This window comes from Candidatus Pantoea bituminis (genome assembly GCF_018842675.1).
Lineage (GTDB): Bacteria > Pseudomonadota > Gammaproteobacteria > Enterobacterales > Enterobacteriaceae > Pantoea > Pantoea phytostimulans.
Genome location: NZ_JAGTWO010000004.1, coordinates 2,376,128 through 2,388,712 on the forward strand (window position 1 = coordinate 2,376,128; position 12,585 = coordinate 2,388,712).

14 protein-coding genes and 3 tRNA genes are annotated in these 12,585 nt (G+C 49.5%); 7 read left to right on the forward strand and 10 right to left on the reverse strand.

Features of this window, described 5'->3' with window-relative positions; translation table 11 throughout:
* Entirely contained in the window at positions 1–432 is a 432-nt protein-coding gene (locus KQP84_RS14970; protein WP_215847125.1) for a MarR family winged helix-turn-helix transcriptional regulator, read from the reverse strand.
* 146 nt (positions 433–578) lie between these two features.
* Between KQP84_RS14970 and KQP84_RS14975 the strand changes: the two genes are divergently transcribed.
* The 4 genes from KQP84_RS14975 to KQP84_RS14990 all read left to right on the forward strand — a co-directional run bounded on the left by KQP84_RS14975 (position 579) and on the right by KQP84_RS14990 (position 4,172).
* Entirely contained in the window at positions 579–1,427 is an 849-nt protein-coding gene (locus tag KQP84_RS14975) for an AraC family transcriptional regulator (RefSeq protein ID WP_215848302.1), read from the forward strand.
* A gap of 39 nt (positions 1,428–1,466) precedes the next feature.
* Positions 1,467–1,874 carry a DUF2000 domain-containing protein gene (locus KQP84_RS14980; RefSeq protein ID WP_215847126.1) on the forward strand — a complete coding sequence of 136 codons (408 nt, stop codon included), beginning with the start codon at positions 1,467–1,469 and terminating at the stop codon, positions 1,872–1,874.
* Between the two features lie 392 nt (positions 1,875–2,266).
* Positions 2,267–2,527 carry a biofilm/acid-resistance regulator YmgB/AriR gene (locus tag KQP84_RS14985; protein ID WP_215847127.1) on the forward strand — a complete coding sequence of 87 codons (261 nt, stop codon included), beginning with the start codon at positions 2,267–2,269 and terminating at the stop codon, positions 2,525–2,527.
* A gap of 139 nt (positions 2,528–2,666) precedes the next feature.
* On the forward strand, positions 2,667–4,172 hold the full coding sequence (locus KQP84_RS14990; RefSeq protein ID WP_215847128.1) for a SulP family inorganic anion transporter: 1,506 nt from the start codon (positions 2,667–2,669) through the stop codon (positions 4,170–4,172).
* A gap of 37 nt (positions 4,173–4,209) precedes the next feature.
* Here KQP84_RS14990 and KQP84_RS14995 read toward each other — a convergent pair whose 3' ends face one another.
* Together KQP84_RS14995 and KQP84_RS15000 are read right to left on the reverse strand one after the other, a co-directional pair.
* Positions 4,210–4,461, reverse strand: coding sequence for a DUF6404 family protein (locus KQP84_RS14995; protein ID WP_256449291.1), 252 nt, complete (start codon positions 4,459–4,461; stop codon positions 4,210–4,212).
* Positions 4,462–4,865: 404 nt separating this feature from the next.
* The gene (locus KQP84_RS15000; protein ID WP_215847130.1) at positions 4,866–5,750 is read right to left on the reverse strand and encodes a substrate-binding domain-containing protein; all 885 of its coding nucleotides are present in this window, start codon (positions 5,748–5,750) and stop codon (positions 4,866–4,868) included.
* A 300-nt stretch (positions 5,751–6,050) separates the two neighbouring features.
* Between KQP84_RS15000 and KQP84_RS15005 the strand changes: the two genes are divergently transcribed.
* Both KQP84_RS15005 and KQP84_RS25460 read left to right on the forward strand, forming a co-directional pair.
* Positions 6,051–6,749, forward strand: a complete 699-nt coding sequence (locus tag KQP84_RS15005) for a DUF421 domain-containing protein (RefSeq protein WP_215847131.1) — start codon at positions 6,051–6,053, stop codon at positions 6,747–6,749.
* A gap of 2 nt (positions 6,750–6,751) precedes the next feature.
* Positions 6,752–7,483 carry a DUF421 domain-containing protein gene (locus KQP84_RS25460; protein ID WP_215847132.1) on the forward strand — a complete coding sequence of 244 codons (732 nt, stop codon included), beginning with the start codon at positions 6,752–6,754 and terminating at the stop codon, positions 7,481–7,483.
* Between the two features lie 176 nt (positions 7,484–7,659).
* Here the strand turns inward: KQP84_RS25460 and KQP84_RS15015 are convergent.
* The 6 genes from KQP84_RS15015 to uvrY all read right to left on the reverse strand — a co-directional run bounded on the left by KQP84_RS15015 (position 7,660) and on the right by uvrY (position 11,200).
* A tRNA-Leu gene (locus KQP84_RS15015) sits at positions 7,660–7,746 on the reverse strand.
* A 10-nt stretch (positions 7,747–7,756) separates the two neighbouring features.
* Positions 7,757–7,830, reverse strand: a tRNA-Cys gene (locus KQP84_RS15020).
* A gap of 40 nt (positions 7,831–7,870) precedes the next feature.
* A tRNA-Gly gene (locus KQP84_RS15025) sits at positions 7,871–7,946 on the reverse strand.
* Positions 7,947–8,098: 152 nt separating this feature from the next.
* On the reverse strand, positions 8,099–8,647 hold the full coding sequence (pgsA, locus tag KQP84_RS15030) for a CDP-diacylglycerol--glycerol-3-phosphate 3-phosphatidyltransferase (RefSeq protein ID WP_215847133.1): 549 nt from the start codon (positions 8,645–8,647) through the stop codon (positions 8,099–8,101).
* A gap of 68 nt (positions 8,648–8,715) precedes the next feature.
* Positions 8,716–10,548, reverse strand: coding sequence for an excinuclease ABC subunit UvrC (gene uvrC, locus KQP84_RS15035; RefSeq protein ID WP_215847134.1), 1,833 nt, complete (start codon positions 10,546–10,548; stop codon positions 8,716–8,718).
* On the reverse strand, positions 10,541–11,200 hold the full coding sequence (gene uvrY / locus KQP84_RS15040; protein ID WP_215847135.1) for a UvrY/SirA/GacA family response regulator transcription factor: 660 nt from the start codon (positions 11,198–11,200) through the stop codon (positions 10,541–10,543). Before uvrY ends, uvrC begins: the two co-directional genes overlap by 8 nt.
* A gap of 431 nt (positions 11,201–11,631) precedes the next feature.
* Here uvrY and KQP84_RS15045 point away from each other — a divergent pair, with 431 nt between their 5' ends.
* Entirely contained in the window at positions 11,632–11,856 is a 225-nt protein-coding gene (locus KQP84_RS15045; RefSeq protein WP_215847136.1) for a DUF2594 family protein, read from the forward strand.
* Positions 11,857–11,889: 33 nt separating this feature from the next.
* Here the strand turns inward: KQP84_RS15045 and KQP84_RS15050 are convergent, their stop codons facing one another.
* Positions 11,890–12,501, reverse strand: a complete 612-nt coding sequence (locus KQP84_RS15050) for an acyl-homoserine-lactone synthase (protein WP_215848303.1) — start codon at positions 12,499–12,501, stop codon at positions 11,890–11,892.
* Positions 12,502–12,585: the final 84 nt, after the last annotated feature.

The following is a 12,585-nucleotide window of genomic DNA, read 5'->3' on the forward strand; positions in this document are numbered from 1 at the left end:
TTACATGGTTCCCAGGCGCGCCAACAGCTGCTCTAACACGCGTTCCGTCACGGCTAACTCTTGCGGATCAATATCCGCTAACAACGCGGCACGCAGCGGATCGGCTTGGTCTTTGACCTTCGCGAAAGCGTGATTGCCTTTTTCGGTTAACACCAGATGACGTTTGCGGCGATCTTCCGGTGGCTGAACGCGTGACAGCAACTCTTGCTTCACCAGACGATCAACCAGCGGCACCATGCTGGCGTCTTCCAGTCCTAACAGTTGGGCTAACTCAGTTTGCGTCAGGCGACCCGGCTCACTGGCAATAATACCAATCGCCATCCAGCTACTCATGCTTAAACCGCTGTCTTTCAGATGACGATCAACAGCCAGGCGCCACGCGTGAGCGGTGAGATAAAGTAAACGAGTGAAAGTCTGATTGTGCTGCGTCAAAAATTAGCACCCTAATGGTTAGACATCTAATTAAGTAATATCGTTATTATACGCAAAGCCAAACGGTAATGAAAAGAGTCGCTTCTGTTAAAAATGGGTGATCCACGGCACAATGTCCAGGTGTCGCCACTGTGAAGAGGATTGATATGAAACAGGCAAGGCAAAATTGGGTTGATTTGCGCCACGATCCTCTTAGCGGCATTGAAACAATACGCGCGCATTTCACGGGCCATGCTTATGATCCGCACTGGCATGATAGCTATCTCATTGGCGTTACCGAGCAAGGCGTTCAGCAGTTTCATTCACGTCGGAAACAGCATCAAAGCCGACCCGGTACAGTATTTATGTTGGAGCCTGAGGAGTTGCATGATGGCGATGCCATTAATGCCCAGGGCTTTACCTATCGCATGTTGTATCTTTCTCAGCAGCAGGTTGAGCAGCAATTGTCTCCGTTAATTGAACAGGGAACGCAACAGCGTGAACTCAGTTTTGCCGCTACGCTGCGGGACGATCAACAACTTGCCTATGCGGTATGGCACGCTTTTGAAGCGCTGTGGCATAACCATCCAGAAATAATCAAAGATGCCGCGCTGGATCGCCTGTTTGTCCAGCTTAGTCAGCATCCGTTGTGGCATTATCGAAACGAAATCATCAACAAGGATGCGGTGCTGGCACAGCAAGCGCGTGAATGGTTGATTGCGCATCACGCTGAAAACCCCGGTTTGCAGACTATGGCGCAGGCGCTAAATATTGATCGTTTTCGTCTTTCGCGCCTTTTTCAGGCGCATTGGGGATTGCCGCCACACGCCTGGCTGGTGCAATGGCGACTCTGTCAGGCGCGCCAACAACTGGCAAAAGGTCAGCCTCCGGTCGATGTCGCAGCCGCGCTGGGTTTTGCCGATCAAAGCCATTTAGGGCGCTGGTTTAAACGCGCCTGTCATCTCACCCCTTCCCGTTATCAACTGGCTTGCACAAATCTTCCAGACCTTGCTTAAGCGCCTTGTCACAATGCGCTTTTACGTAAGGAGAAAAAGATGCAAGAACCCCGTTGTGTCATGATTTTGAATGCGGATCTACCGCCAGGAAAAGCCACCAATGCCGCAGCAGTTATGGCCTTAACGCTGGGACAGCGCCATCCGACAATGGTTGGTGAAGCCCTGGAAGATGCCAATGCGCGTCGCTATCCTGGTTTAATTCCGGTCGGCATTCCGGTACTGGCTGCCAGCTTCGAGCAGTTAAACAGTCTGCAAATGAAATGTGATGAGCTCAATTGTGATGTGGTGCTGTTTCCTGAAGAAGGCCAAACCACCACTGATTACCAAATGTTCAGTGATGCAATGCGTCTCATCCCCGGTGCAGAATGGCGTCTTTTAGGCTTAGCCATTGTGGGTGACAAGAAAGTGCTACGTAAATTAACTGCCAAACTGAATTTGTTTAGCTGAAAACGCTACTCACCGCTTAATAGCAGCATTTTTCAGTCCCTTTCTTGATAAATTATTCACCTGTACAGCTATCTTGTACAGGTTTTAACGAATTAAATTAAAATTAACTTATTGATAAATAAGAAATAGCATTTTTTGATTAAGAACATCATTTTACAAATCCCACTTCCTTGTATAACTTTATCCCCCGTGAGTTGTCTACGACTCTGTAACGAATGATGCGCTTGCGTCGCCTCTGAAGGTGTCAGTGGATTTCCACCTTCAGAGGTTATTTTTTTGCAAATTACTGTGTGTTTGAATTATCGGGCTCCTACGCATCTGTCCATGCGCGGGTTTTTCCTCTTGTCCTGACATCTGAAGCGGAAGTTCAGGCTGTTTTGAAGGGCTGACACATGCAAAATGCTTTACCTCAAACCGATAAAGAAATTGCCGAATATTTCAACGCCGCAGCCAACAAACCGGCCAGCGAGATGGAAATTCTGGGTGCCGTGGTGGCTGAGATTTTGCAAGCTGGTGCCCCAATCAGCAACAAAGCCATTATTTCAAAGCTGATTCATCGTCTTGAGCTGGAATCAGATGTTGCATCGCTCGATATCTATCGTCAGCTGCTTGAATTAGTCGTGCATAAAACGCCTGACGATTTTTCGGTGTAATCGTGACTCCACGGATGGAGTCTATACGGCTTTCGCTGGAAACTTCCCGCCCTGCCCGGTAACATTACCGCCTCATGATTTACCCAACCTTTCTCGCCTCTCGCGCGAGAGCAAAATTAAAAAGAGCCTGCACAAATTTATGACTAAATCGAATGATGTCGCTACGCCACGCGTTGTGGAAAGCGATCTCAGTGTTGGGCGCGTATTACGTTCGCCTGCACTGCTCACGCGTGAATGCCTGGCGGGCACTATTACCGCTCTGGCGCTGATCCCGGAAGTGATCTCTTTCTCTGTGATTGCAGGCGTTGATCCCAAAGTCAGTTTGGTGGCTTCGGTGGTGCTCTGTTTGACGTTATCGATCCTGGGAGGACGACCGGCGATGGTCACGGCTGCGGCCGGTTCGGTGGCGCTGGTGATTGGCCCAATGGTGCATGCGCACGGCGTGGAATACATTCTGCCGGCGGTGGTGATGGGTGGCATCATACAAATATTGTTTGGCCTTGCAGGGCTGTCCCGCATGATGCGCTATATTCCGCGTTCGGTGATGCTGGGGTTCGTAAACGCCTTGGGCGTGCTGATTTTCTTTGCACAGGTGCCGCATGTTTGGGGGCAATCGCCGTTGGTGTGGGTATTTTTTGCCGCCACGCTGGCTATTGTGTTGCTGTTGCCACGCGTATTAAAAAGCGTGCCGTCGCCGCTGGTGGCGATTGTGGTCGTGACCGCCGTTGCGCTGCTGATGGGTTATCGCGTGCCGAACGTCAGTGATGAAGGCCCAATGAGCGCTGGATTGCCGGATTTTAATCATTTAATGGTGCCGCTCAACCTGCAAACCTTACAAATTATCTGGCCGACCGCCCTGAGTATTGCCTTTGTGGGTTTAATGGAATCATTGCTGACGGCGAAGCTGGTGGATGACATCACCGATACACCATCAAGTAAGCGTCGCGAGTCTTGGGCATTGGGCGTAGCCAATATTTTTGCGGGTTTTTATGGCGGTATCGCCGGTTGCGCGATGATTGGTCAAACTATCGTTAACGTTGAACTGGGCAAAGCGCGTAGCCGTGTTTCAACCGTTGCCGCTGGTTTAGTGTTGTTGCTATTAGTCACCGGATTGAGCCAGATTATGGCGCAAATACCGATGGTGGTACTGGCGGCAATTATGATGGTGGTGGCGGTAAAAACAGTTAACTGGCATAGCCTGCAACCAGCGACCCTAAAACGGATGCCGTGGTCAGAAACGTTGGTCATGGTGTTGACCGTTATCGTCACCGTCTGGACAGGTAACCTGGCGCTGGGCGTACTGGCGGGTGTGATTGTGGCAATCATGCTGTTCGCACGTCGTATTGCTCACGTTATTCACGCTCAGCGTAGCCTGAGTGAAGATGGCGAATCAGTACGCTATCTGGTGCGTGGCCCGCTGTTTTTTGCCAGCAGCAACGATCTGTTTGAGCACTTCGATTACGCCCACGATCCCAAAAACGTCACGATTGATTTAACTCACGCGCAAATATGGGACGCTTCAAGTGTGGCAGCATTAGACGCCATTGAATATCGCTATCAGCGTTATGGCACTCAGGTCACGATTGAAGGTCTGGATGATCGCAGTAACGATTTTCATCGTCGCCTGACGGGGAATCTGGGTTAATGACGCAGACCTGCTGCAAGGTTGCAGCAGGTCTGTATTAAGCTTGCTGCTTGCGTGCTTTGTAACGTGCGATCATGGTAGCCAATGCTTGATAAATCAGGCCTGCATATAAGCTCATCACAATCGCCATGCCAATTTCTTTGCCTTGCGCCTGCCATGACATAAACCACATGAACACGCCCCACAGCACCGAAAAAACCAGCCAGCCCCGGACGAACTTCAAAATGCCATTCATAACGACTCCTTTAAGATGAGGCGCTACGATACCTTTGAGTGAGGAGGAACGCATGATTAACAATGCAAAGTTGAGAGGCACCTCTAATATCCTGTAGTAAATCGACATACTTTTGCAGCAGCGCTTATTGCCCTGCCACCCAGGTTTTCCGATGAGGTTTTCTATACTTAATCGTCAAATCACTTAACAGGGAAAATCATATGAAGCATACAGCATGCTTAATTGCCGCTTTAGGTCTTGCCGCCACACTTTCAGCTTGTGCACCACGCCATCACGGTGGAGATGCACCGCCTCCCCGCCAAGCGGACAGCAACCCACCGGCGCACCGGGCGGCAGCGGGCCGGTGGGTCAACCACAGTCCTGAATAAGCGGCTTTTAGCCAGCTTAATAGCAAAAAGCCAGTGTAAAGAAGCGATCCTTGCACTGGCATTGTGGTTCAGGAGATGAACTGTCAGCGATCAATGGCGGCTGGCACATCCGCACTTTGTCATTTCTCCCAGCACTTCTTTTCCCAGATGCGAATGCCTGATCTGCAATTCACCCTGTCGCCATGCACCCTGCTCATCTGCACGTTGTTCCAATAATCTGTTTAGCGCCTCAGTAACCAGTAAATCGACGCGCTGAGTCCAGGTGGTCAAATGCCAGGTTGATGAACGCGCTTCGTCAACATCGCCACAACCCACGATGGCAATATGTGTGCCTTGGCCAAAATCTCGTATTGCCTGCATCGCACCAAACGCCAGCAGATCATTTTCACAGTACAAAGCTTCAATGCGCTCGGCTGCTCGCGTCTTTTTCAGGTAAGTCATCATTGCTTGATACGCTTGTTCGCGCTCATAACCCTCTGCTGTCAGTACCACTTTAAGCATTTTATCGGCTGCATTCAGGCTGGCAATATAGCCTTGCATCTGCTTTGAAGGGCTTGAGAGAGTGTTATGCGATTGCATAAAGCCCAAACGTTGATATTGCTGCTCAAGCAGCAAATTTCCGATGGCAAAGCCAGCTGCGTAATCATCCGGGCTGATACTCTCTGAAGGGGTTTGAGTGTGGCAAAGATAGATGGACGAGACGGCATGATGATCGAGAATCGCGGCATCATCAAAACGGTTGGACAAGTAAACCCATCCTTCTACCGGCAACTGCTCAGCCTTTTGACGCAGCGTTGCGTAGCAATCTTGTGCGTCGGCATTTAGCAGCAGCGTCAGGTAGCCGCGTGCATTCAATTGCCGGGTAATCTCATCAAGCATTGTTTGGGCATGTGGATTAGCCAGGCCCGCGCTGACTACGCCAATAAAACGGGCCTTGACTACTTTTCCCTGCGTCTCTTGTAGCGTGTTCTTCATGATTAACTATTCGCTTGCGCTTCGAACTTATTAGATAGAGGAAAGCATAAAGTAAGAATGAAAATTTCAAAAGATATAGAAAAGGAATTTTTAGTGCATTTGTGAGCCAGCTAGCGGAAGTTGCGAATCTTTTTTGATCGCGATTAACTGAGTCCTGGCTGCATGAATGATTATTTTTACTGTGTTTTTTCTGAATAGATACGGCTTACTAAGATTTGCGCTTAAGTGCAATCTGGTCACTGCTTTTAACGGCTTATACTTAATAATCTCGACATGCTGAACCCAGAGGAATGTCCGTCAATGAAGCAGGTTGATATTTTTCTGTCAGATATAACGCGTCTCGTCTTAGGTCAAAATCCCCCGATCTTTTTGATAGAAGTGATTATCCGCGCGCTCGTTTGCTTTGTTCTTATCATTATTACGCTCCGCCTGTTGGGACGTCGCGTTGCATCACAATATACGTTGATCGAACTTTCGGCGGTGATCACGCTGGCCGGTACCATGGGCGTACCGTTGCTGGATGACAAACGCGGGTTATTACCGCCAGTGTTGATTATTTGCGGTCTGCTCGCGATACAACACCTGTTTGGTCATCTCAGCCTCCGCTTTCGTAAGCTTGACCGTGTATTGGCAGGCACAGAGCGCGTGGCGTTAGATGATGGTCGCCTACGTCTGGAGACGCTTCGCGGTACAGTGCTATCACGTGAAAAGCTCTTCTCACTGTTGCGTGGCCGTGGCGTGCAGCATCTCGGCCAGCTTAGCCGGGTTTATATTGAACCTTCCGGTTCATTAACACTGGTGTGGAGCGACACACCACGACCCGGACTCGCGATCATTCCGCGTTACGACCAAGCCCTGATTACGGCTATGCAGGATGATGAGCATTACGTTTGTGCCTCCTGCGGTAAATTGACTGAAAGTAAAGAAGAGCATAATCAGCCCTGTCGATACTGTCATGGGCAAGACTGGCTACCTGCTTCCGTTTCGCTGGAGGATTGAAAGTGAACAACGTCTTTCATAAATGGCTGATTGGTGAAGCGCCCTGGCGTTTTGCGGGTGAAGTACTGCTGCGTTTTGTCATTATCTATCTTATTTTATTGCTGGTACTGCGCTTGATGGGCCGCCGGTTCGCCGGTCAGTTGAGCATCGTTGATTTGGCAATTATGGTTATGTTGGGCGCGGCCATTGGCGCACCGCTGCAAACGCCCGAAAAAGGCATTTTACCCACGGTGCTGTTACTGCTTACGCTGCTGGGCTGTTTTCGCCTGCTTTCATTGCTCTCTTTTTATTCCCACAAGATCGAAACCTTTACGCAGGGAGATGCCACGCTGCTGGTTATGGATGGTCGGCTGGCGCTGGAGCATCTGTATCACGCGGAGTTTTCCCGTGACAGAACGCTCTCAAAGCTGCGTTCATTGGGCGTTCAACATCTGGGTGAAGTGCGGCGTGCCTGGTTGGAACCTACAGGCCGCGTAAGTCTGTTACTTTACAAACAGCCACATGTCGGTCTTTGGCTTTTGCCCGATCAGAATGAGGATTTTAATAAGCGTATCAAGGTGGAAGGCAGCTTTGCTTGTGCCAATTGTGGATTTGTCATACAGAGTGACAGCGCACCCGAAACACCGTGCGACTATTGTCAGCATCGTAACTGGCAACCTGCCGTTAAGCGGCTTGGGACGGAGAAAATCTATAATCCGCACCAAAAAGAGCATGACACCGAGGCCAACGAATAAGCCTGTATGGGAAAGCGTTTGGCTCTCATTTCGACACGGCTTGTGTTCTGTCAGATGGTTCAAAAACATAAACATGCTGGAATGCGGTTTTGAAAAAACGAAAAAACCGCCCTTGGGCGGTTACGACATTACTGCATATTGCTTTGATTTTATTTGGTTTTCTTTACTTCAGAAAATGGTGCCCGGGGCGGGACTTGAACCCGCACAGCCATAAAGCCGAGGGATTTTAAATCCCTTGTGTCTACCGATTTCACCACCCGGGCAGGGTATATCTGGAGGCGCGTCCCGGAGTCGAACCGAGGTACACGGATTTGCAATCCGCTGCATAGCCACTCTGCCAACGCGCCTTAAACTGATGTGCTTTCAGGTTACCCTGAACTGCAAATTTGGAGCGGGAAACGAGACTCGAACTCGCGACCCCGACCTTGGCAAGGTCGTGCTCTACCAACTGAGCTATTCCCGCAAATCTCAGCAACTCCACAGAACTTGCTGATTTTCTTTATCTTCTGACAGACTGGCTGCCGTTCGATGCGATGCATTCTACTGACCTGACGCAATGAGTCAATAAAATTATCCTGACTCCGTGTCCGTTTGCTGCTTTTTAAATCGCATCGATCACCGTTCGAGCAAATCGCCGCGCGCTGCGCTCAAATATTGGAACATTGACCAAAAAGTTAGCACGGCTGCGATGTACAACGCGACCACACCAATACCCACAACCGTACTGTCAGGACGCCACAACAAGGCAAACAGTGAAAACATTTGTGCGGTGGTTTTGACTTTTCCGATCCAGGATACGGCCACGCTGCTGCGCTTACCAATTTCTGCCATCCATTCACGTAACGCAGAAATAATGATTTCGCGTGCGATCATCGTGGCAGCAGGCAAGGTAATCCACCAGGCATGAAAATATTCAGCCACCAGCACCAACGCCATCGCGACCATCACCTTATCGGCTACCGGATCGAGAAAGGCACCGAAGCGCGTTGTCTGCTTCCAGCGACGTGCAAGAAAACCGTCAAACCAGTCAGTGACGGCAGCAATAATGAAAATCAAAGCGGTAGCAAACGGTGCCCAATAAAAAGGCAAATAGAAAGCCAGCACAAAGAATGGAATGAGGACGACTCGAAACAGGGTGAGACACGTCGGTATGTTAAATTGCATATGCCGGTAACTGTCTGGAATGGGTAGAATTTAACGTATGTTCCTACATTGCCCACCCCGTTTCAATGCTAGTGTTTCAACGAGTAGTATATTTTTTCTGCCAAAGCGAAAGATATGCCCGGTACATTGGCGATTTCTTCCACTGATGCATTCATCAAAGGTTGCAAGCCACCCATGTATTTAAGCAGTTGCTGACGCCGTTTCGGTCCTACACCCTCAATGCTTTCAAGTGCGCTGGTGTTCTTCACTTTCGCCCTTTTCTTACGGTGGCCCGAAATTGCATGATTGTGAGCGTCGTCACGAATATGCTGAATGACATGGAGCGCGGGCGCGTCTGGCGGTAAGGAAACACCCTCACCTTCGGGTTCAAAGAACAGCGTTTCGAGTCCCGCCTTACGATCGCTACCTTTGGCAACGCCCAATAAAATCGGGCGAGATTTGTCCCACGGTACGTCCAACTCGGCAAACACCTGCTTCGCTTGCGACAGTTGCCCTTTGCCACCATCAATCAAAATTACGTCAGGAATTTTATCTTCTTCGATAGCTTTGCCGTAACGACGACGCAGCACCTGATTCATTGCCGCATAATCATCGCCGGGCGTAATGTCATTAATATTGTAGCGACGATAATCGGCGCGCAGCGGCCCGTTCTGATCAAAGACCACGCAAGAAGCAATGGTTTGCTCACCCATGGTATGGCTGATGTCGAAACATTCCATGCGACTAATTTTGTCGAGTTCAAGGAATTCAGCCAGCGCAGCCAGCCGTTGGTGAATGGTCGAGTGCTGCGATAAGCGTGTGGTTAACGCCGTTGCCGCATTGGTACGTGCTAACTTCAGATAGCGCGCACGATCACCCCGCGGTTTACTCTGAATGTTAACGCGTCGTCCAGCCAACTCACTCAGCGACTCCGCCAGCAGCTCGCGCTCTGGCAAAGTGAAGTCGAGCAGAATTTCACCCGGTAGCGTTCGCGCTTCGCTGCCTTGCAGATAAAATTGCCCTACAAACGTTTGCACGACTTCCGCCAAATCCGTACCTGAAGGGACTTTAGGAAAGTAGCTACGACTGCCTAATACTTTGCCCTGACGAATAAACAGCACGTGCAAACAGGCCATGCCAGCATCATATGCAACGCCTATCACATCGAGATCATCGCCTTGATTAGAGACGAATTGCTTTTCAGTGACTCGGCGCACGGCCTGGATTTGGTCACGCAAGCGAGCTGCTTCCTCAAAACGCAGCCCAATACTCGCTTCTTCCATCCGCTTCACCAGCAGATTAAGCACCTGGTCGTCTTTGCCCGCCAGAAACAGCCGCACATAGTCGGTTTGCTGTGCATACTCTTCCTCACTGACCAAACCAGCAACACAAGGGCCGAGGCAGCGACCAATTTGATATTGCAGACAGGGGCGCGAACGATTGCGGTAAACGCTGTTCTCACACTGGCGAATCGGGAACACTTTTTGCAGTAATCCCAGCGTTTCGCGCACGGCATACCCATTCGGAAAGGGGCCGAAATATTCACCTTTGGCGTGTTTAGCACCGCGATGTGTAGCCAGACGTGGATGCGTATCGCTGCTCAGAAAAATATAGGGATAGGATTTGTCATCGCGCAGCAGCACATTATATCGCGGCTGGTAGAGCTTGATGTAGTTATGCTCTAGCAGCAGCGCTTCGGTTTCGGTGTGGGTTACGGTGACATCGATATGCTGGATATTGCTTACCAGTGCTTCGGTTTTGCGGCTGCCTACCTGACTCCGAAAATAGCTGGTTAGACGCTTTTTAAGGTCTTTGGCTTTGCCCACATAAATAACCGTTCCCGACGCATCATACATGCGATAAACGCCGGGTTTGCTGGTCACCGTACTCAGAAAGGCTTTGGAATTAAAAACGTCACTCACTACTGATTAACGGCTCCGCATTGAACAGGCCATGTCGTATGGCCAGATGCGTTAACTCTACATCACCACTGATATTCAACTTGCTGAACATGCGATAGCGGTAGCTGTTAACGGTTTTAGGACTGAGATTGAGTTGCTCGGAAATTTCCGTCACCTTTTGTCCCTTGGTGATCATCAGCATAATCTGCAATTCCCTTTCCGACAAACAGCTGAAGGGTGATTCGGTTTTTTGCGGCTCAATTTGACTCAGTGCCATCTGCTGAGCAATGTCAGAAGCGATATAGCGCTGGCCGGCGTTCACTGAGCGAATCGCGCTTACCACTTCCTGCGGCGCGGCACCTTTGCTGAGATAACCTGCTGCGCCTGCCTGCATCACTTTGGCGGGCAACGGATTTTCGGTATGAATTGTCAGCATAATGATTTTGATATCTGGATTGTAGCGCACAATTTTTCGTGTCGCTTCCAGGCCACCAATGCCGGGCATGTTCATGTCCATTAAAATGACATCAACTTGATTCTGGCGGCACCATTTCACCGCGTCTTCGCCACAGTTCGCTTCACCTGCAATCACTAATCCTTTGATATCTTCCAAAATTCGGCGAATACCGGCGCGAACCAGTTCATGGTCATCAACAAGAAGCACACTGATCAACGAGGGGCACTCCGCAGGCTAAATAAAGAGGAAGTAATCAACAATTGCGAAAGATAATCATACCTGCTTTTCACTTAAAAGCACATAAACAAAGCCGAAGATTGAGGCTATTTACTGATTTAAATCAAGGGATTTCAAATCCCAATAATTAATAGAGTGACTTAGGTAACTTATTTAAAAGTTATATTTAAAAAGCAATATATTTCAATTGATTAAAAATAAATGCACTTCAACCTTCTAAACGCTGTGCTTTATTAATTTCCCTTGGCAAAAAAACGCATTTCGCTGCATTTTGAATTGTTTCACGCGATGGAATAGCGGCAAAGGATTAACAAAACGCGGCGAGACATCAGGTTATCAACGCTGTGATATACTCACGCACTGCTGTGCGGACAGATTGCCGACACGTTGTACATCACCAAGGAGATTTTATGAGCGACGAAGATTTTTCAACCTCGCAGGAAACCCAGAAACTGTCTGATGAAGTTGCCTGTCTGAAAATGATGGTGACGCTGATTCTGAAAGGAATGGGCCAGGCTGACGCAGGGAAAGTGATTATTAATATGGAACGTTATGTCCAAACGCTGGGCGATAAGCCGCAGGCTGAGGTCTTTAGCAACACCATTAAGCAGATCAAAACCGCTTATCGCCAGTAAGCTGAATTGCCCCCGCATTACGGGGGCAAAGCGTTAACCGTGTGATTGCCAGTTAACCGAAACACCCAACGATGGCAGCACCTCTTCCGGGCTAAAGCGACGCGTGCCACGGTACTTTTCCGCCAGCGCAGGTTGAATAACCGGAATGCGAATCGCAAACAGATTATCTTCTGACTGAATCAATCCCGGCGTCAGTGGCTCGTACGCGACCTGATGCTGCTCAAACATCTTTTCCAGCATCGGCGTTGCCGAGCTAATAATATATTCAATACCATTTAGCTCAGCCAACTGCACAGCGTGCCACAGAATATTGAGCGGCAGTTCAGAATCAACGTCCAGCCGGGCTGAGAAACGTGACATTTCCCATACTTTTTCTTGTTCGAAAGGTAAGATAATGCCTTCATTTTGCTCAGGCTCAAACCACGGCATTAAACGTGCGCAGCCACTGATCCCTTCGCGCGCACTCCAGGCAAGTAGCCAGGTTACATCTGATCGATCATAACGATCATATTCCTGCCCCGGCGTACTTAAACGAGGTGGAATTGACCACCCTTCGCCGCGTGCAAAAACGCTGTAACGATAGCTGCCTAACTCGGCAAGCAAAGAGGACGGCATATCCTTTAATTGCGTTTGAATTATTTTCATCATGCGCCTTTGACATCCCCATGTTTGCAATGATTTCTTTGCGCCAGCCTGGCAAAGCTCCGGCGCAGGGTAGACAACTGACTC